This is a genomic window from Pseudomonas sp. NPDC090755 (genome assembly GCF_044769005.1).
Classification (GTDB): Bacteria; Pseudomonadota; Gammaproteobacteria; order Pseudomonadales; family Pseudomonadaceae; genus Aquipseudomonas.
Window position 1 is genome coordinate 69,026 of the sequence record NZ_JBIVXC010000014.1, and the last position, 18,091, is coordinate 87,116.

The following is an 18,091-nucleotide window of genomic DNA, read 5'->3' on the forward strand; positions in this document are numbered from 1 at the left end:
AAAAAATTGTCAAATAAATGCAATGAAGAAGTTTGCTGCTGGCTTATAGTGATGCCCCATGAGCGCACAGGAATGTGCAAGTGGTAGTTGAATAAGGAACAATCGGATGCCATTCAGAGCACTGACTTACGATGTCTTTCACCTGGGCTTGTACATGGTCGCGGTCCTGGTCTGGACCACCCTGTGCGTCATGCTATTGCTCAGGGCCCGAAGGCAGGCGGCCGATGCATCGGCCCGCGGTTGCCTGTCTGTGGGCGCGATTGGCGCGTTTGTCTGCCTGGGTCTTTTGCTGGCCGATGTGCTGCGTCTGGTGGACGATGGTGTGGTGCTCTTTGGGTTGCTTGTGTTCGGCGCCATTGTGCCGGGAATGGCAATGACGGCGCTCTATGTTCGTTTGCGAACACAAGGTGAAAAAACTTTCTGATTGTTTTGTAGGAAGAAACTGAAGTTCTAAACCGTGCCTTTTAAAAGGCACGGTTTTCAACTATGGCCTGATCAGAAGTGTACCTTGACCAGGAAGCTTGCAGTGTTCTGGTCGGTATCGAAGGCATCGCTATCCTTGATGCCGTACTTGTTCTTCCAGTAGTCGTATTCGAAACCAACATACAGCTGCTTCTCGCCCCAGTTCAACGCTTTACCCAGGTCATATTTGACCTGTGGGTTGAAGTGCAGGTTGGCGTGGTAGTCGCCATGGCGGCTGGTGGAGTCGTTGTCGACTACCCAGTCCATGAAACCGTCGATGAGGATGTCGGACTTGCCCACGGGAATGGTGTAGGACCAGACCGGGGTGATCTGCCAGACGTTGTCACCGGCACGGCTGCCGTCGGTGGTGCGCTGGTAGAAGTTCAGCTGGAAATAGTCGAAGCCCGGGATATTCAGGTCGAAACCAGGACCGATCAGGTAGGACTCGGTGTCGCCCTCGCCAAACTCGTAGGTCATGGCCAGCAGCACGTCCTTGATCGGGCCGAACTCCAGTCGCTGGTCGAAGATCTTGCCGAACGACAGGCGTGGCGAAATTTCGCCGTAGTAGGTGTTGTCGCCGTTGATGAAGTCCTTGTCACCGTTGTAGAAGATCTTGTCGACGAACATGAAGTTGTCGCCGTACTTCCAGCCGTCGGCGTGCTCGAAGGTCACGGTTTGCTGGATTTCCGGGTTGACCGCGAAATTCTTGCCCCACAGGTAGGTCAGGCTGTTGGTCTGCCATTGCAGCAGATCACCGGCGGTGGCGGCGGTGCTCGCCGCCAGCAGGCCGCTGGCGAGGATCAGGCTGTTGGTAATGCGCATCGCTGTGTTGCTCCCTTGATTGATTCTGTTGTCGGTACTCTGGACGGCACCGTTGGGTCTAAATACTTGTCTTTTGGGTCAGTTTTTTTCGATTGGCCACAGCTGTTTGGCAAGAGCTGCGCCAACTTTCCGGGTACGGCACAACAATCCTGCTCGACGTCTTTCTGAACAGATGAAAGGGGGTCTTTCAGGCTGGCGTCACGTCCACCGATCGCCAGTATTCATTGACTGAGCGGTCAGCAAACGCGGGCAGGATCCATCCTGCCCGGATCGAGGGGGGCGCGCAGATTACTGGCTTGCGCGCGGGTCCTCAAGTGCTCCGTCCTGGAGCGAGTGTGGCTAAAACTGTGCGTTTGGTCAGGTTTTAGAAGTGAACCTTAACCAGGGCGCTGGTAACGCTCTGGTTGGAATCGAGCCGTCCACTGTTCTCGATGCCGTATTTGTCTTTCCAGTAGCTGTATTCGATACCCACGTACAACTGCTTGGCGCCCAGGTTCAGGGCCTTGCCCAGGTCGTACTTGACCTGTGGGTTGAACTGCAGGTTGGCATGGTAGGTGCCGCGCCGGCTCTCGTCGTTGTCGACCACCCAGTCCATGTAGCCGTCGATCAGGATGTCGGACCGACCTACGGGAATGGTGTAGGAAAATGTTGGGGTGATTTGCCAGACGCGATCACCCGGACGGCTGCCCTCGGTGTTGCGTTGGTAGAAGTTCAGGGTGAAGTAGTTGAAACCGGGAATCGCCAGGTTGAAGCCGGGGCCGATCAGGTAGGCCTCGTTGTCGCCTTCGCCCGACTCGTAGGTCATGGCCAGCAGCACGTCGGTGATCGGACCGAATTCCAGTTTCTTGCCGAGCATCTTGCCGAACGACAGGCGCGGGCTGAACTCGCCGTAGTAGGTGTTGCTGCCTTTGTTACGGTCGGTGCCGCCGTTGTAGAAGATCTTGTCGACGAAGAAAAAGGTATCGCCGTATTTCCACTGGTTGGCGTGTTCGAAGGTCACCGTCTGCTGGATGGCGGGGTTGACCTGGAAGTCCTTGCCATAGAGATAGGAGAGGCTGTTGGTGTGCCACAGCAGGAAGTCTCCTGCGCTGGCGGGCAATGCGGCCAGCAGACTGCTACCCAACACAAGGGGAGTGGTGATGCCTTTCATGTTGTGTTTCCCGGCGTTGTTATTGTTGGTCTTGGGTTTTTCGGCGCAAAGCGCCCCGGCCGACCCGCTCCCACGGGTCGACGGTGCTGCATGGAACCTGGGTGGTGCAGGGCGGCGAGCGCCGCCCGTAACTCAGTGCTGGTGGGCGGTGTCGTTGTGTGCGGCACGTTCGGCGCCGCCCAGGATGTTGAACAACAGGTTGAGGATCAGCGCGCTGACCGTGGCCATGGCAATGCCGCTGTGGGTGATGGGTTCCATCCACTGGGGCATCTGCGCGAAGAACTCGGGGCGTACCACCGGGATCAGGCCCATGCCGACGCTGACGGCAACCAGCAGCTGGTTGCGGCGGTCGGCGATGTCGGCTTCCTGGAGGATCTTGATACCGGTGGCGGTGACCATGCCGAACATGGCGATCGACGCGCCGCCCAGCACCGCCGGTGGAATCGAGGCGATCAGGAAGGCCGCCTTGGGCAGCAGGCTGAGCAGGATCAGGAAACCACCGGCCACCACGGTGACATAGCGGCAACGCACGCCGGTCATCTGCACCAGGCCGATGTTCTGGGCGAACGAGGAGTGGGTGAAGGTGTTGAAGAAGCCAGCGACGAACGACGCACCGGCATCGCACATCAGGCCGCGGCGCAGCATGCCCGGGGTGACTTCACGGTCGGTGACCTTGCCCAGGGCCAGGAACATGCCGGTGGACTCGACGAAGATGATCACCACCACCAGGCACATCGACAGGATCGGCGCCAGGCTGAAGGTCGGCATGCCAAAGTGCAGCGGCGTGACCACTTGCAGCCAGGGCGCTTCGTCGAGGCCGGAAAGATCGACCATGCCGATGGAGCCGGCGAGGATGTAGCCCAGGCCCATGCCGATCAGCACCGAGACATTGACCCAGAAGCCACGCATGAAGCGATTGACCAGCAGGATGGTGGCCAGCACCAGGCCGGCGACGATCAGGTAGATGGGCGAGCCGAAGGTTTCGGCGCTGGCGCCGCCACCGGCCCAGTTGACCGCAACCGGGAACAGCGACAGGCCGATCGAGGTGATGACCGTACCGGTCACCAGCGGTGGGAAGAAGCGCACCACCTTGGACATGAACGGCGCGATCAGCATGCCGAAGAACCCGGCGGCGATGGTCGCGCCGAAGATCCCCTGCAGGCCGACGCCGGGCATGCCGGCCATGGCCACCATGCTGCCGACGGCGGCGAAGCTTGCACCCATCATGACGGGCATGCGGATGCCGACTGCGCCAATGCCGAACGACTGGACGATGGTGGCGACACCAGCGACCAGCAGGTCGGCATTGATCAGGAAAGCGATTTCTTCACGAGAGAGGCCAGCGGCCTGGCCGATGATCAAGGGCACGGCAATCGCGCCTCCGTACATCAGCAAGACATGCTGCAGACCCACCAGGAACAGTTGGAGCAAGGGCAGTGGCTGTCGTGGGGGCGCAACGGGGATGTACGCCTTGCGTGACTCGGACATGCAACACCTCGGTTTTGTTTTTATTCTTTAGCGCCGCAAGCTCAAGCGCCCGGCTTCGATCAGAAGCAGGTGGTCGCGCTTGGCTTGCAGCTTGTAGCTTGTCGCGTGAAACGTGTTGCTTAGTGAGTAGGAGCACCCTTGGCGATCCAGGCACCGATCAGCTCACGCTCCTGCTGGGTCATCTGGGTGATGTTGCCCAGTGGCATGATCTGCGTGGTCACGGCCTGCGCCTGGATGCGCGCGGCCTGTTGCTGGATCTGTTGCGGGGTGTCGAGCATCACGCCGGCGGGGGCAGCGCTGAACAGCGGGCTGGTCGGCTTGGCCGAGTGGCACACGGTGCAACGTTCCTGGATGACGCTGTGGATCTTGTCGAACCCGGCATCGTCGAGCTTGGCGGTGGCAGCCGCCGGCGCTTGGGCAGGTGCAGCGGGCTCGGCAGGTGCGGCGGCTTTCTCGGCGGCTTTTTCGGCCGCGGTCTTGCCACCCAGGGCGGTTTCCGGCAGCGGCTGGTACTCGACCTTGGCGGCGGCCTGCTCAGGAGCGGTCGGCATCGGCGCGGGGCCGGTGACGTAAGCCAGGCAGATCATCGACAGGGCACCGACCGGCAGGGTCCAGGCGTACTTGTTGCTGTCATGACGGGTGTTGAAGTAGTGACGCACCAATACCGCAGCCACCGCGATACCGGCCAGGATCAGCCAGTTGTACTGGCTGCCGTAGGTGCTCGGGAAGTGGTTGCTGATCATGATGAACAGCACCGGCAGGGTGAAGTAGTTGTTGTGCCGCGAGCGCAGCAGGCCCTTGGCCGGCAGTACCGGGTCCGGGGTCTGGTTGGCTTCGATGGCGGCGACCAGCTGACGCTGGGCCGGCATGATGATGCGGAACACGTTACCGACCATGATGGTGCCGATGATCGCGCCGGTGTGCAGGTAGGCACCACGACCACTGAACACCTGGCTGAAGCCGTAGCAGGCGGCGATGACCAGCACGAACAGCACCAGGCCCAGCAGGGCAGGGCGCTTGCCCAGTGGCGAGTCGCAGAGGAAGTCGTAGATGAACCAGCCGGCGATCAGCGAACCGACGCCGATGGCGATACCTTCACCACCGCTCAAGGTGCTGCCGGGGGCCAACAGGTAAAGGGTCGGATTCCAGTAGAACACCAGGCACAGCAGGGCGATACCCGACATCCAGGTGAAATAGGCTTCCCATTTGAACCAGTGCAGGTTCTCCGGCATTTTCGGCGGAGCCAGCTTGTACTTCTCCAGGTGGTAGATACCGCCACCATGGATTGCCCAAAGATCGCCCGACAGGCCGTCGCGCGGGTTGGCCCGGTTGAGGTTGTTCTCCAGCCAGACAAAGTAGAACGACGCGCCGATCCAGGCCACGCCAGTGATCATGTGAACCCAACGCACGCTCAGGTTCAGCCATTCCAACAGATGTGCTTCCACAGTCTTTACCTCTTCCCTGGCACCCTGTAGCCGGGTGCTCAGGCCTTCTCTTATTGGTGGGGGGCGAGGATCAGTTGCTCATCCTCTATGAAGAAATGTTCGTCGCAGTTGTTGCCAGAACCACTGCGATCAACCACCAGGAAGTCATCCCGCTTTTCGATCGTCAGCACCGGGTGGTGCCAGACGCCGCGATGGTAATTGATGCCCTGCCTTCCATTACTGCGGAAGGCGCGGACAAGGCCCGATACAGGTGCATCGCCAAGTGGCGCGACCACGATCAGAAAGGGATTGCCGAGCAGCGGAATGAACGCCTGGCTGCCCAGCGGATGGCGCTCCAGCATGCGAACGGTCAGTGGCATGTCCAGCGCATCGGCGCGGAAGATGCTGATGATCGCGTTGTCCTCGGGCTGGGCGGTCTGGACCGTGGCCAGCTTGTGGAAGCGCATGGTCGAACCGTTGTTGATCATGAAGTGGTCGCTGCCATCGGTTTCGATCACGTCACCGAAAGGGGCGAAGGCTTCTTTGGTCAAGGGTTCAATCACTAAAGTGCGCATGCAGGTTCTCTTTATTCTGTGTTGTGGGGGGCAGTACCGGACTGGCCCTTAAAGTTGCAGCAGGCGGAACAGGGCAATCAGGTTGATCTGCGCCAGCGCTTCCTTGAACTCGGCCTCGACCGAGTTGTGGATGCGCTTCTCGAACGAGGCGAGGATCTGGTGCCGGTTGCTGCCTTTGACTGCCATGATGAACGGGAACTTGAACTTGGCCTTGTAGGCATCGTTGAGTTCGGTGAAACGGGCGAACTCTTCGGCGGTGCATTGGTGGATGCCGGCGCCGGCCTGTTCGTTGGTGCTCGACTCGGTCAGTTCACCCTGGATCGCGGCCTTGCCGGCGAGGTCCGGGTGAGCGTTGATCAGGGCCAGCTGGGCGGCGTGATCGGCGCTCAGGAGAATGTCGCTCATGCGCTGGTGCAGGGCTTCGATCTGCTCGATTTCCTGCAGTTGGCCCAGGTCGTAGGCCTTCTCGGCAACCCACGGCGAGTGCTCGTAGATGTCGGCGAAGGCGTCGACGAAGGCGGCGCGATCCAGGGTCGAAGGCTTGAGGGTCTTGAAAGCGGTCATTTGGTGTTCTCGGCTTGGAAAGGGTGTGTGGCATGCCAGTGACGGGCGATGTCCACGCGCCGGGCGAACCAGACCTGATCATGGCTCTTGGCGTATTCGACGAAGCGCTTGAGCGCGGCCAGGCGCGCCGGACGGCCGACCAGGCGGCAGTGCAGGCCGATGGAGAGCATCTTCGGCGCTTCGGCGCCTTCCTCGTACAGCACGTCGAAGGCGTCCTTGAGGTACTGGAAGAACTGCTCGCCGCAGTTGAAGCCCTGGACCTGGGTGAAACGCATGTCGTTGGTGTCCAGGGTGTACGGGATCACCAGGTGCGGTTTGCCGGTCGGGTTGTTCGGCTCCCAGTAGGGCAGGTCGTCGTCATAGGTGTCGCTGTCATACAGGAAGCCGCCTTCCTCCATCACCAGGCGACGGGTGTTCGGGCCGGTGCGACCGGTGTACCAGCCCTGTGGGCGCTCGCCGGTCAGCTCGGTGAGGATGCGGATGGCTTCGAGCATGTGCTCGCGTTCCTGGGCCTCGTCCATGTACTGGTAGTCGATCCAGCGGTAGCCGTGGCTGCAGATCTCGTGGCCGGCTTCGACCATGGCGCGGATCACGTCCGGATGGCGCTGGGCGGCCATGGCCACGGCGAAGATGGTCAGCGGCACGCCGCTGTCCTTGAACAGCTTGAGCAGGCGCCAGACACCGGCGCGGCTGCCGTATTCGTAGAGGGATTCCATGCTCATGTTGCGAGCGCCCTGCAGCGGCTGGGCGGCGACCATCTCGGAGAGAAAGGCTTCGGACTCTTTGTCACCGTGCAGGATGTTGCGTTCGCCACCTTCTTCGTAATTGAGCACGAAAGACAAAGCGATGCGGGCATTCCCCGGCCAGCGCGGATGGGGTGGGGTGTTGCCGTAACCGATCAGGTCGCGAGGGTAATCAGCGCTCACTGCAGTCTTCCTTCTTGTACGTGAATTCGGAGGGCGTGGCGTCCGGATAGGAAAGCGGCCACGACGATGGGTTGATTGTATACAACTTTATTTACGATTTGTAAGCCTGTTTTTTTGCATTTCTTCGCCTTTGCACCCCGAAAACCGGCTATGCGATACCCTGCAAGAAACCTGCCTGATCGGTCAGCTAATGACGCTGGTGTCGGCCAGTGGCATGGATTTGCGACTGATGGTGTATTTACAGGGGATGATCGGTGTGTCAGGAAAGAATACCGAATTATTGTGTACAATTTTGCAGAAAAATGTCTTAATAATCCGACAGCCGTAGGCGGCGGTGTTTACTGCCGGTGCCGTACGGGTATTTTTTGCCCACAGATAGAACAGAGGCGAGCAAGCAATGGGACGTTTGACCACGCATGTACTGGATGCCGCGCATGGCTGCCCTGGCAGTTCGATCAAGGTCGAGCTGTACCGGGTCGAAGGCCAGCAGCTGGAACTGGTGAACACCGCCCTGACCAACAGCGATGGCCGTTGCGACGCGCCGCTGTTGCAGGGTGACGACTACCGCAGCGGTGTCTACCAGCTGCAGTTCAGCGCCGGCGATTACTACCGTGCCCGTGGCGTGCAACTGCCCGAGCCTGCCTTTCTGGATGTAGTGGTGCTGCGCTTTGGCATCAATGCCGAGCAGGACCACTACCACGTGCCACTGCTGATCTCGCCGTACAGTTACTCGACCTATCGTGGAAGCTAGTTGGTCGCTAGAAGAATCTTCGTAGGTCCTTGCCCGCCCACACTGCGGGCTTTTTTTTGCCTGGCGTTTGCCGGGCGTATGGTTTGTCCGGGGAATGGGTCTGTAGCCGCTGCCGAGGAACGAGGCTGCGACTGACTGCCTGTAGGAGCGGGCTTGCCCCGCGATGCGTTGCAGCGTTCAATCGCGGGGCAAGTCGAGTCGTCGCACCGCCGCTCCCACCGATCGCAGCCTGGCGGCAGCGGCTACACCGCCAGGCAATCAATCCCCCTTCCGGGCAGGCAACAAAAAGCCCCACCCGAAGGTGAGGCTTTGGGGGCGCAGCGTATCGGTTACAGGAACACGAACTTGGCAATGAAGATCGCGGTCAGTACCCACAGGCTCGCCGAAATCTCACTGAAACGCCCGGTACCGGCCTTGAGTACCACATAGGTGATAAAGCCCAGGGCAATGCCATCGGCGACCGAGAAAGTCAGCGGCATCATGATCGCGGTAACGATCGCCGGAATGCTGTCGGTGGCCTCATCCCATTCGATGTGGGCCATACTGCCCATCATCAGCATGGCGACGTAGATCAGCGCGCCGGCGGTGGCATAGGCGGGGATCATCCCGGCCAACGGGGCGAAGAACATCGCCGCGATGAAGAACAGGCCGACCACCACCGCCGTCAGACCGGTACGGCCCCCGGCCGCGACACCTGCCGCACTTTCCACATAGCTGGTCACCGGCGGCACACCCACCACCGCACCGAACACGCTCGAGGCGCTGTCGGCCTTCAGTGCCCGCGACAGGTTTTCGATGCGACCGTCGGCATTCACCAGGTTGGCGCGCTGGGCAACGCCCATCAGGGTGCCGGCGGTGTCGAACATGTGCACGAAGAGGAAGGCGAACACCACGGCGATCATGCTGACGTTGAACACGCCCGCCACGTCCATGGCCATCCAGGTCGGTGCCAGGCTCGGCGGCAGCGAGAACAGTCCGCCGTATTCGACCAGGCCCAGGCCCCAGCCGGCCAGGGTGACGCTGATGATGCTGATCAGGATCGCGCCGAACACGCGGTGGTAGCTGAGCACCGCGATCATCAAGAAGCAGATGGCCGCCAGCAGCGGGCCAGGCTCGTGCAGGGAGCCGAGCTTGATCAGGGTTGCCGGGCTGTCGACGACAATCCCCGCGGTTTTAAGACCGATCAGTCCGAGAAACAATCCGACGCCGGCACCCATTGCATGACGCAGGCTGACGGGAATGCTGTTGAGCAGCCATTCGCGCACCCGCGACAAAGTCAGCAGCATGAACAGCACCCCGGAGACGAACACCGCGCCCAGTGCGGCCTCCCAGGTGTAGCCCATGGTCCCGACCACGGTGTAGGTAAAGAAGGCGTTGAGCCCCATGCCCGGCGCCAGGCCGACCGGCCAGTTGGCGTACAGGCCCATCAACAGGCAGCCCAGGGCGGCGGCGATGCAGGTGGCGACGAACGCCGCACCGTGATCGATGCCGGCATCGGCCATGATGTTGGGGTTGACGAAGATGATGTAGGCCATGGTGATGAAGGTGGTCAACCCGGCGATCATTTCGGTCTTGACGGTGGTGCCATGTAGCTTGAGTTTGAAAATCCGCTCCAGCCAGCTCGTTTCGAGCGGTGGGGCAAGATCCAGCGTAGGGGCTTCGGATTTGCGGCTTTCCACAGCATGTACTCCTCAAGTCTTTTCTTGTTTTTCAGAGCCAGTCCTGCGCACGCACTGGGGGGCTCTATGAGGCGGATGGGGTGGCAGGCGACCGGACCGTTTGTTGACTTCTGAGTCAGGAAGTTGCACGGATGGATTATGCGTTTGTATACAAAGAATGCAAATAATGTTTTCGTTGTTGTGCGCAGATAATTTCGCCGTGCAGCTATAAAGGCCATCACCCCCTGCAGAAATCGCTGCGGCTGTGTACAATGTGGTCATACCTTAATCGTTTAATTTTCTTAATCAGGACTTGCCTTCGACCCACCGGCTGCTAGAACAGTCAGGGTCCGACTGGCGGACCTCCGTGCTCGAGCGCCCATGAACGAACAGCTGCAACCTCTCAAGAAACCAGTGCGTACCGGCAAGGCCGGTCGCAGCGGAACCCAGGACGACATTGTCTACGCGCACATTTTCGAGGCCATTCTCGAGCAGCGCCTGGCACCGGGTACCAAGTTGAGCGAGGAAGCGCTGGGCGAGATCTTCGGGGTCAGTCGCACCATCATTCGCCGCGCCTTGTCGCGCCTGGCCCATGAAAGCGTGGTGCTGCTGCGGCCCAACCGCGGTGCGGTGGTGGCCAGTCCGACGGTCGAGGAAGCTCGCCAGGTGTTTTTCTCCCGGCGCATGGTCGAGCGTGCCATCACCGAGCTGGCGGTTGCCCATGCCACGCTCGAGCAACTCAACGAATTGCGTCAGATGGTGCGCGAAGAGCGTGACAGCTTCTCCCGCGGCGATCGGGGTGCCGGCATCCGCCTCTCCGGCGAGTTCCACCTCAAGCTGGCTGAAGCGGCGGGCAATGCGCCGCTGATCAGCTTCCAGCGCAGCCTGGTGTCGCAGACCTCGCTGATCATCGCCCAGTACGAGAGCGGCAACCGCTCGCACTGCTCCTACGACGAACACATGCAGTTGATCGACGCCATCGAGGCCCGTGACCTCGAACAGGCGGTGAGCCTGATGATGCATCACATGGATCACATCGACAGCAAGCTCAACCTCGACGAAGAGAGCGCCTCGGACGACCTGCATGCGGTGTTCTCGCACCTGTTGCAGACCAAGAAGCGGGGTGGGGTGGCGCCGGTAAAAGGCTGAGGCCAATAAACGCCGATCGCGGGGCAAGCCCGCTCCTACCAGTTACGTAGGAGCGGGCTTGCCCCGCGATTTTTTTTGTGTCGACTAACGCTGGTGCACGCAGCGGCCGGCAGCGAAGGTCTGCTTGACGGTACGGTCGTCGCCCAGGGTCATCAGCACGAACAGCGTCTCGTCGATGCTGTTCGATTGCTGGATGCGGTAGTCCATCAAGGCAGTGGCCTTGTAGTCCAGGACCACGAAGTCAGCATCGTTGCCCGGTTGCAGGCTGCCGATGCGGTCATCCAGGCTCAGCGCCCGGGCACCGCCCAGGGTGGCCAGGTACAACGACTTGAACGGACTCAGGCGCGCACCCTGCAACTGCATGACCTTGTAGGCTTCATTGAGGGTGTTGAGCAGCGAGAAGCTGGTGCCGGCACCCACGTCCGTACCCAGGCCGACCTTGACCTTGAACTTCTCGGCTTGCGGCAGGTTGAACAGGCCGCTGCCCAGGAACAGGTTGGAGGTCGGGCAGAAGGCCACGGCCGAGCCGGTTTCGGCCAGGAGCTGGCATTCGTCGTCGCACAGGTGCACGCCATGGGCGAAGACCGAGCGCTCGCCGAGCAACTTGAAGTGGTCGTAGACGTCCAGGTAGCCCTTGCGCTCGGGGAACAGCTCCTTGACCCAGTCGATCTCCTTGAGGTTCTCGCTCAGGTGGGTGTGCATGTACAGGTCAGGGAATTCGCCCAGCAGCTGCCCGGCCAGGGTCAGTTGCTGCGGGGTGCTGGTGGGGGCGAAACGCGGGGTCACGGCGTAGTGCAGGCGACCCTTGCCATGCCAGCGCTCGATCAGCGCCTTGCTCTCCAGGTAGCCTGATTCGGCGGTGTCGGTCAGGTAGTCCGGGGCGTTGCGGTCCATCATCACCTTGCCGGCGATCATCCGCAGGTCCAGGCGCTCGGCTTCTTCGAAGAAGGCATCGACCGACTCGGGGTGCACACTGCCGAACACCAGGGCCGTGGTGGTGCCGTTGCGCAGCAGTTCCTCGATGAAGATCTTCGCCACCTTGTCGGCGTGGGCCTTGTCGGCGAACTGCTTTTCGCAGGGGAAGGTGTAGGTGTTGAGCCAGTCCAGCAATTGCTCGCCGTAGGAGCCGATCATGCCGGTCTGCGGGAAATGGATATGGGTGTCGATAAAGCCCGGGGTGATCAGGGCATCCTGGTGATGCTCGATCTCGATGTCGGCCGCCAGGGTCGGCAGCAGCTCGCTGGCATGGCCCAGGGCGCTGATCTTGCCGTTGTCGATCACCAGCAGGCCATCTTCGAAATACTGGTAGGACGCTTCGACGCCTACCTCGGCAGGGTCGGCGATGCTGTGCAGGATGGCGGCACGGTAGGCTTTGCGTGTTGCGCTCATAAGGCTCTCGTCATTGGGCTTGGCTGCGCCGTGAGGGCGGCAGCAACTGGGCAATGGGGCCGGCGTTGGCAGCAGTGTCGTGCTGGCCGAAGCTGGCGTTGTAGGTGGCAATGATTTCCGCTGCGATGGACACGGCGATCTCGATCGGCAGCTTGCCTTTGACTTCGGCCAGGCCCATCGGACAGCGCATGCGTTGCAGGCGCTCCTCGGCAAAGCCGCGTTCGCGCAGGCGGTGCTCGAACTTGACCCGTTTGGTTCTCGAACCGATCAGGCCGAACCAGGTGAAGTCATTGCGTTTGAGGATGGCGGCGGTCAGTTCCAGGTCCAGCTGATGATTGTGGGTCATGACGATGCAATAACTGCCTACCGGCAGGTCGTCGACTTCATCGACCGGTTCTTCGCTGACGATCTTGCTGACCCCGGCGGGAATGCTCTCGGGAAATTCCTGTTCGCGCGAATCGATCCAGCGCACCCGGCAGGGCAGCGCGGCGAGCAAGGGTACCAGAGCGCGGCCGACATGGCCTGCGCCGAATACGGCGATTTGCGCCTGTACCTGACCCATGGGCTCGAACAGCAGCACCGTGGCACCGCCGCAGCACTGGCCGAGGCTTGCGCCGAGGCTGAAGCGCTCCAGGTGAGGGGATTCGCGACGCTCGGCGAGCATCTGCCGGGCGATCTTCATCGCCTTGTATTCCAGGTGGCCGCCACCGATGGTGTCGAACAGCTGTTCGGCGCTGACCACCATCTTCGAGCCGGCATTGCGTGGCGTCGAGCCGCGCTCTTCGATGATGGTCACCAGTACGCAGGGTTCGCCACGGGACTGCAGGTCGGCGAGGGCGTTGATCCAGGTGTGCATATTCAGTTACCTAGGGGGTGCCTGTTCTGGCCTGATCGCCGGCGCTGCCGGCTCCCACGATTCACCCCTGTGGGAGCCGGCAGCGCCGGCGATCAGGGCCTCACGGTGCCACTGTCTCGACCATGGCAGCCGGCTCGCGCGCCGCCACCGCCTTGCGCATCTGTTCGCAACCCCAGAGCACCCGCTCAGGCGTTGCCGGTGCGTCGATCTTCGGCTGCACGCTGTAGTCGGCCAGGCTTGCCACGGCGTCCTTGATCGCACACCAGGCGGCGATGCCGAGCATGAACGGCGGCTCGCCCACGGCCTTGGAATGGAACACCGTGTCTTCCGGGTTCTTGCGGTTTTCCACCAGCTTGACCCGCAGGTCCACCGGCATGTCGGCCACTGCCGGGATCTTGTAGCTGGCCGGGCCGTTGGTCATCAGCTTGCCCTTGGCGTTCCACACCAGCTCCTCGGTGGTCAGCCAGCCCATGCCCTGGATGTAGCCGCCTTCGACCTGGCCGATGTCGATGGCCGGGTTCAGCGAGGCGCCGACGTCGTGCAGGATGTCGGTGCGCAGCATCTTGTACTCGCCGGTCAGGGTGTCGACGATCACCTCGGCGCAGGCGGCGCCGAAGGCGTAGTAGTAGAACGGCCGGCCGCGCGCCTGGCTGCGGTCGTAGAAAATCTTCGGCGTGCGGTAGAAGCCGGTGCTCGACAGCGACACCTGGGCGAAGTACGCCTGCTGGATCAGGGTCTCGAAGGACAGGATCTCGTCACGCACACGCACATGGCCGTTGCGGAACTCGACGTCTTCCTCGGTGACCTTGTAGTGCCGCGCGGCGAACTCGACCAGCCGCTGCTTGATGATCTGCGCCGCGTTCTGCGCCGCCTTGCCGTTCAGGTCGGCGCCACTGGAGGCCGCCGTCGGCGAGGTGTTGGGTACCTTGTCGGTATTGGTGGCGGTGATCTGGATACGGCTGAAATCGACCTGGAAGACTTCGGCCACCACCTGCGCCACCTTGGTGTTCAGGCCCTGGCCCATCTCGGTGCCACCGTGGTTCAGGTGGATGCTACCGTCGGTGTAGATGTGCACCAGCGCGCCGGCCTGGTTGAGGAACGTGGCGGTGAACGAGATGCCGAACTTGACCGGCGTCAGCGCCAGGCCCTTCTTCAGGACCGGGCTGTTGGCGTTGAAGCGGCGGATCGACTCGCGGCGTTGTTTGTAGTCGGCGCTGGCTTCAAGCTCGGCGGTCATTTCCTCGAGCATGTTGTGCTCGACGGTCTGGTAGTAGTGGGTGACGTTGCGCTCGGTCTTGCCATAGTAGTTGGCCTTGCGCACCTCCAGTGGATCGAGCACCAGGTGGCGGGCGATGTTGTCCATCACCTCCTCGATGGCGACCATCCCCTGCGGGCCGCCAAAGCCACGGTAGGCGGTGTTGGAGGCGGTGTTGGTCTTGCAGCGGTAGCCGTTGACCGTGGCATCGCCCAGGTAATAGGCGTTGTCGGAGTGGAACATCGCCCGGTCGACGATGGAGGCGGACAGGTCCGGCGAGTAGCCGCAGTTGCCGGCAAGGTCCAGGTTGATGCCGTGCAGGCGGCCGCTGTCGTCGAAACCGACGTCGTATTCGACGTAGAACGGGTGGCGCTTGCCGGTCATCAACATGTCTTCGACGCGCGGCAGGCGCATCTTGGTCGGCTGACCGGTCAGGCGCGCAATCACCGCGCACAGGCACGCAGGGCTGGCCGCCTGGGTTTCCTTGCCGCCGAAACCGCCACCCATGCGGCGCATGTCGACGACGATCTTGTGCATGGGGACGTCGAGCACTTCGGCAACCAGTTTCTGCACTTCGGTGGGGTTCTGCGTGGAGCAGTAGACGATCATCCCGCCGTCTTCGGTGGGCATCACCGAGGAAATCTGGGTTTCCAGGTAGAAGTGCTCCTGGCCACCGATGTGCAGGGTGCCCTGCAGGCGGTGCGGCGCGCTGGCCAATGCCGACTGCGAGTCACCGCGCTTGTGGGTGTGGGTGTCGAGCACGAAGTGTTTTTTACGCAGGGCCTCGACCACATCCAGCACCGGCTCCAGGTCTTCGTACTCGACGATGGCGGCCATGGCTGCGCGGCGTGCGGTGTCCAGGTCGCAGGCGGCGACGGCGAGCACCGGCTGGCCGACGAACTCGACGACATCGATGGCCAGCAGTGGATCGCCGGGCATGACCGCGCCGATGTCCTTGAGGCCTGGAATGTCTTCATGGGTGATGACGAGGCGCACACCTTCGATGGCATAGCACGGGCTGGTGTCGATCTTCAGGATGCGCGCATGGGCGCGGTCCGACATGCGGGCATAGACGTGCAACTGGTTCGGGTATTCCAGGCGGTCGTCGATGTACACGGCCTCGCCAGCCACCTGCTTGTCGGCGCTGTCGTGCTTGAGGCTGCGGCCGACGCCGGTGGTCAGGTCCTGGCGGAACAGTTCGGCCATTTCGGCCTGGGTCTTGGCGACGTGGTGGTTAGACATATGCGGTCACCCGAGTCTCGATGTGCGGCGTTTGCAGTTCGATGAAGTATTTGCGCAGCAGGTTCTGGGCGCCGAGCAGGCGGTACTCCTTGCTGGCGCGGAAGTCCGAGAGCGGGGTGAAATCTTCGCCCAGGGCCTGGCAGGCGCGCTCGAGGCTGGCCTGGTTCCAGGGCTTGCCAACCAGGGCCGCTTCGCAGGCGCGGGCCCGTTTCGGAATCGCCGCCATGCCGCCGAAAGCGATGCGCGCCGCTTGCACCACACCGTTCTCGATGCGCAGGTTGAACGCGGCGCACACCGCGGAAATATCGTCATCCAGGCGCTTGGACACTTTGTAGGCGCGGAACGTCCAACCCTCGCGGGCCTTGGGTACGATGATCTTCTCGATGAACTCGCTTTCCTGGCGCGCGGTGATGCGGTAATCGATGAAATAGTCCTCCAGCGCCAGGGTGCGGGTGCTCTGGCCCTTGCGCAGGACAATCTGCGCATCCAGGGCGATCAGCAGGGGCGGGGAGTCACCGATCGGCGAGGCGTTGCCGATGTTGCCACCCAGGGTGCCCTGGTTGCGGATCTGCAGGGAGGCGAAGCGGTGCAACAGCTCGCCGAAATCGGGGTATTCGTGGCTCAGGGCGTCGTAGCAATCGGTCAGCGGGGTGGCAGCGCCGATTTCCAGGCATTCACCCTGGCGCTCGATGCGTTTGAGTTCGGCGACGTTGCCGACATAGATCATCACCGGCAGGGTCTTGTGGAACTGGGTGACTTCCAGCGCGAGGTCGGTGCCGCCGGCCAGCAGGCGTGCTTCGGGGTGCGAGCCGTAGAGATCGGCCAGGTCCGCCACGGTCAGCGGCACCAGGCAACGCTTGTCGCCGCTGTTGAGCTCACCGGTTTCGCTCGGGGCGATGGCCTTGAGGCGGGCGATGGTCTGGGCTTCACCGTTGTCGAACTGGTCGGGGCAGGCCTGGCAGCACGCCTGTTCGGCGGCGGCGAGGATCGGCCGGTAGCCGGTGCAGCGGCAGAGGTTGCCGGCCAGGGCTTCCTGGGCCTTGTGCAGATCAGGTGCATCGCTGTTCTTTTGCAGGGCGAACAGCGACATGACGAAGCCTGGTGTACAGAAACCACACTGCGAACCATGGCAGTCTGCCATGGCCTGTTGCACGCTGTGCAGCTTGCCCTGGTGCTTGAGTCCTTCGACACTGATCAATTGCTTGCCGTGCAGCGACGAAACGAAGGTCAGACAGGAGTTCAGGCTGCGGTAGCGGATATGCTCGCGGCCGCTGTCATCCTGCTCCAGTTCGCCGACCACCACGGTGCAGGCGCCACAATCGCCGCTGGCGCAGCCTTCCTTGGTACCGGTCTTGCCCAGGTGTTCGCGCAGGTACTCGAGCACGGTCAGGTTGGGGTCCAGGGCATGCTCACTGCGCAGCTCCTGGTTGAGTAGAAACTGGATCACGGGAAGGCCTCACACGCGGTTTATTGTTGTTGAGCGGACTGTAAGCAGACTTGATTTTCAGGTCAACAATTTTCTGACTTTAGGGTCAGGAAATTTTCCATGACCAATCCCCCTGCCGCAGGTGCTTCTCCATAGAGCATAGTTCGCCAGGGCGACCTCGACTCTTTTGCATCCACAGTGCCAACTTCCGCTTTCTTGCCCCTGCGCGGCGCAGGGGCAAGTGCGCTACAATCCGCCCCTTGTACACAGTTCAATGATTTTGAAGGAAAACCATGACGTTCAAGGCGCCGGACAGTCTCTCCGAGCAAATTGCCCATTACCTGGCCGAGCGGATCATTCGCGGCGAGCTCAAGCCCGCCGAGCGGATCCAGGAGCAGAAGGTCACCCAGGCGTTGAATGTCAGTCGCGGTTCGGTGCGTGAGGCCCTGTTGATCCTCGAACGTCGTCATCTGGTGACCATCCTGCCGCGTCGTGGCGCCCATGTAACCGAGCTCGACGCCCATGGCGTGCGCAGCCTGTGCACCCTGATGGCCGAGTTCTATATCCTGCTGGGCAATGCGGTGGCCCAGGGCTGGCGCCAGCAGGGCGACCTGCTGCCGTTCTTGAACATCCAGCAACGCTTGACCGCGGCCTGCGAGCGCGAAGACATCAAGTCGTTCGTCGAAGAAAGCTTTGCCGTGATGCGCGCGGCCTATCCGTTCGCCAACAATCCCTACCTGCAGGAAACCGTGGAAAACCTGCAGCCGGCCATGAGCCGCGCCTATTACCTGGCACTGGACCAGCGCAAGGCCGAAATGAGCGACTTCCTGGCGTTGTTCGCCAACCTGCTTGAAGCCGTGGTAGCCCGTGACCTGGCACGTATCCGCACGGTGCTGGTCGAGTATTGCCAGCGCAGCTGCGAGCTGGTGCTGGCGGCCCTGGCGACTGCCTGAG

At 61.8% G+C, this 18,091-nt stretch carries 16 protein-coding genes; 4 read left to right on the forward strand and 12 right to left on the reverse strand.

The window, feature by feature from the left end; all coding sequences use genetic code 11:
- Nucleotides 1–106: 106 nt before the first annotated feature.
- Nucleotides 107–424 carry a hypothetical protein gene (locus ACIQUS_RS19600; RefSeq protein WP_403050040.1) on the forward strand — a complete coding sequence of 106 codons (318 nt, stop codon included), beginning with the start codon at nt 107–109 and terminating at the stop codon, nt 422–424.
- Between the two features lie 71 nt (nt 425–495).
- Here ACIQUS_RS19600 and ACIQUS_RS19605 read toward each other — a convergent pair whose 3' ends face one another.
- The 7 genes from ACIQUS_RS19605 to puuE all read right to left on the reverse strand — a co-directional run bounded on the left by ACIQUS_RS19605 (nt 496) and on the right by puuE (nt 7,411).
- On the reverse strand, nt 496–1,284 hold the full coding sequence (locus ACIQUS_RS19605) for an outer membrane protein OmpK (protein WP_403050043.1): 789 nt from the start codon (nt 1,282–1,284) through the stop codon (nt 496–498).
- Between the two features lie 364 nt (nt 1,285–1,648).
- Nucleotides 1,649–2,434: an outer membrane protein OmpK gene (locus ACIQUS_RS19610; protein ID WP_403050046.1), complete on the reverse strand. Its 786-nt coding sequence runs from the start codon at nt 2,432–2,434 to the stop codon at nt 1,649–1,651.
- 132 nt (nt 2,435–2,566) lie between these two features.
- Nucleotides 2,567–3,922, reverse strand: coding sequence for a nucleobase:cation symporter-2 family protein (locus ACIQUS_RS19615; protein WP_403050049.1), 1,356 nt, complete (start codon nt 3,920–3,922; stop codon nt 2,567–2,569).
- Nucleotides 3,923–4,041: 119 nt separating this feature from the next.
- Nucleotides 4,042–5,367, reverse strand: coding sequence for a urate hydroxylase PuuD (locus tag ACIQUS_RS19620; protein ID WP_403050052.1), 1,326 nt, complete (start codon nt 5,365–5,367; stop codon nt 4,042–4,044).
- Nucleotides 5,368–5,417: 50 nt separating this feature from the next.
- The gene (locus ACIQUS_RS19625) at nt 5,418–5,921 is read right to left on the reverse strand and encodes an ureidoglycolate lyase (RefSeq protein ID WP_403050055.1); all 504 of its coding nucleotides are present in this window, start codon (nt 5,919–5,921) and stop codon (nt 5,418–5,420) included.
- A gap of 48 nt (nt 5,922–5,969) precedes the next feature.
- Nucleotides 5,970–6,485, reverse strand: coding sequence for a 2-oxo-4-hydroxy-4-carboxy-5-ureidoimidazoline decarboxylase (gene uraD / locus ACIQUS_RS19630; protein WP_403050058.1), 516 nt, complete (start codon nt 6,483–6,485; stop codon nt 5,970–5,972).
- On the reverse strand, nt 6,482–7,411 hold the full coding sequence (gene puuE, locus ACIQUS_RS19635) for an allantoinase PuuE (protein ID WP_403050061.1): 930 nt from the start codon (nt 7,409–7,411) through the stop codon (nt 6,482–6,484). Before puuE ends, uraD begins: the two co-directional genes overlap by 4 nt.
- A gap of 397 nt (nt 7,412–7,808) precedes the next feature.
- Here puuE and uraH point away from each other — a divergent pair, with 397 nt between their 5' ends.
- Nucleotides 7,809–8,162, forward strand: coding sequence for a hydroxyisourate hydrolase (gene uraH, locus ACIQUS_RS19640; RefSeq protein ID WP_403050064.1), 354 nt, complete (start codon nt 7,809–7,811; stop codon nt 8,160–8,162).
- 329 nt (nt 8,163–8,491) lie between these two features.
- Here the strand turns inward: uraH and ACIQUS_RS19645 are convergent, their stop codons facing one another.
- A complete protein-coding gene (locus ACIQUS_RS19645; RefSeq protein ID WP_403050067.1) occupies nt 8,492–9,841 on the reverse strand; it encodes an NCS2 family permease in 1,350 nt (449 codons plus the stop codon).
- Between the two features lie 360 nt (nt 9,842–10,201).
- Between ACIQUS_RS19645 and ACIQUS_RS19650 the strand changes: the two genes are divergently transcribed.
- Nucleotides 10,202–10,969 carry a GntR family transcriptional regulator gene (locus ACIQUS_RS19650; RefSeq protein ID WP_403050070.1) on the forward strand — a complete coding sequence of 256 codons (768 nt, stop codon included), beginning with the start codon at nt 10,202–10,204 and terminating at the stop codon, nt 10,967–10,969.
- A gap of 84 nt (nt 10,970–11,053) precedes the next feature.
- On the opposite strand, the gene guaD is transcribed toward ACIQUS_RS19650, so the two are convergent.
- The 4 genes from guaD to xdhA form a co-directional block, all read right to left on the reverse strand.
- On the reverse strand, nt 11,054–12,358 hold the full coding sequence (gene guaD, locus ACIQUS_RS19655; RefSeq protein ID WP_403050073.1) for a guanine deaminase: 1,305 nt from the start codon (nt 12,356–12,358) through the stop codon (nt 11,054–11,056).
- A 10-nt stretch (nt 12,359–12,368) separates the two neighbouring features.
- Entirely contained in the window at nt 12,369–13,214 is an 846-nt protein-coding gene (xdhC, locus tag ACIQUS_RS19660) for a xanthine dehydrogenase accessory protein XdhC (RefSeq protein ID WP_403050076.1), read from the reverse strand.
- Between the two features lie 100 nt (nt 13,215–13,314).
- On the reverse strand, nt 13,315–15,711 hold the full coding sequence (xdhB, locus tag ACIQUS_RS19665) for a xanthine dehydrogenase molybdopterin binding subunit (protein WP_403050079.1): 2,397 nt from the start codon (nt 15,709–15,711) through the stop codon (nt 13,315–13,317).
- On the reverse strand, nt 15,704–17,158 hold the full coding sequence (xdhA, locus tag ACIQUS_RS19670) for a xanthine dehydrogenase small subunit (protein WP_403050082.1): 1,455 nt from the start codon (nt 17,156–17,158) through the stop codon (nt 15,704–15,706). Before xdhA ends, xdhB begins: the two co-directional genes overlap by 8 nt.
- 272 nt (nt 17,159–17,430) lie before the next feature.
- Between xdhA and ACIQUS_RS19675 the strand changes: the two genes are divergently transcribed.
- Nucleotides 17,431–18,090 carry a GntR family transcriptional regulator gene (locus ACIQUS_RS19675; protein WP_403050085.1) on the forward strand — a complete coding sequence of 220 codons (660 nt, stop codon included), beginning with the start codon at nt 17,431–17,433 and terminating at the stop codon, nt 18,088–18,090.
- Nucleotide 18,091: the final 1 nt, after the last annotated feature.

Excerpts from the sequence above, each read along its gene's own strand:
- ACIQUS_RS19615 (WP_403050049.1), bottom strand. The coding sequence starts at position 3,922 with ATGTCCGAGTCACGCAAGGCGTACATCCCCGTTGCGCCCCCACGACAG.
- ACIQUS_RS19600 (WP_403050040.1), top strand. The coding sequence starts at position 107 with ATGCCATTCAGAGCACTGACTTACGATGTCTTTCACCTGGGCTTGTAC.
- ACIQUS_RS19675 (WP_403050085.1), top strand. The coding sequence starts at position 17,431 with ATGACGTTCAAGGCGCCGGACAGTCTCTCCGAGCAAATTGCCCATTAC.
- ACIQUS_RS19610 (WP_403050046.1), bottom strand. The coding sequence starts at position 2,434 with ATGAAAGGCATCACCACTCCCCTTGTGTTGGGTAGCAGTCTGCTGGCC.
- ACIQUS_RS19605 (WP_403050043.1), bottom strand. The coding sequence starts at position 1,284 with ATGCGCATTACCAACAGCCTGATCCTCGCCAGCGGCCTGCTGGCGGCG.
- ACIQUS_RS19625 (WP_403050055.1), bottom strand. The coding sequence starts at position 5,921 with ATGCGCACTTTAGTGATTGAACCCTTGACCAAAGAAGCCTTCGCCCCT.
- xdhB (WP_403050079.1), bottom strand. The coding sequence starts at position 15,711 with ATGTCTAACCACCACGTCGCCAAGACCCAGGCCGAAATGGCCGAACTG.
- guaD (WP_403050073.1), bottom strand. The coding sequence starts at position 12,358 with ATGAGCGCAACACGCAAAGCCTACCGTGCCGCCATCCTGCACAGCATC.
- ACIQUS_RS19650 (WP_403050070.1), top strand. The coding sequence starts at position 10,202 with ATGAACGAACAGCTGCAACCTCTCAAGAAACCAGTGCGTACCGGCAAG.
- uraH (WP_403050064.1), top strand. The coding sequence starts at position 7,809 with ATGGGACGTTTGACCACGCATGTACTGGATGCCGCGCATGGCTGCCCT.
- xdhC (WP_403050076.1), bottom strand. The coding sequence starts at position 13,214 with ATGCACACCTGGATCAACGCCCTCGCCGACCTGCAGTCCCGTGGCGAA.
- uraD (WP_403050058.1), bottom strand. The coding sequence starts at position 6,485 with ATGACCGCTTTCAAGACCCTCAAGCCTTCGACCCTGGATCGCGCCGCC.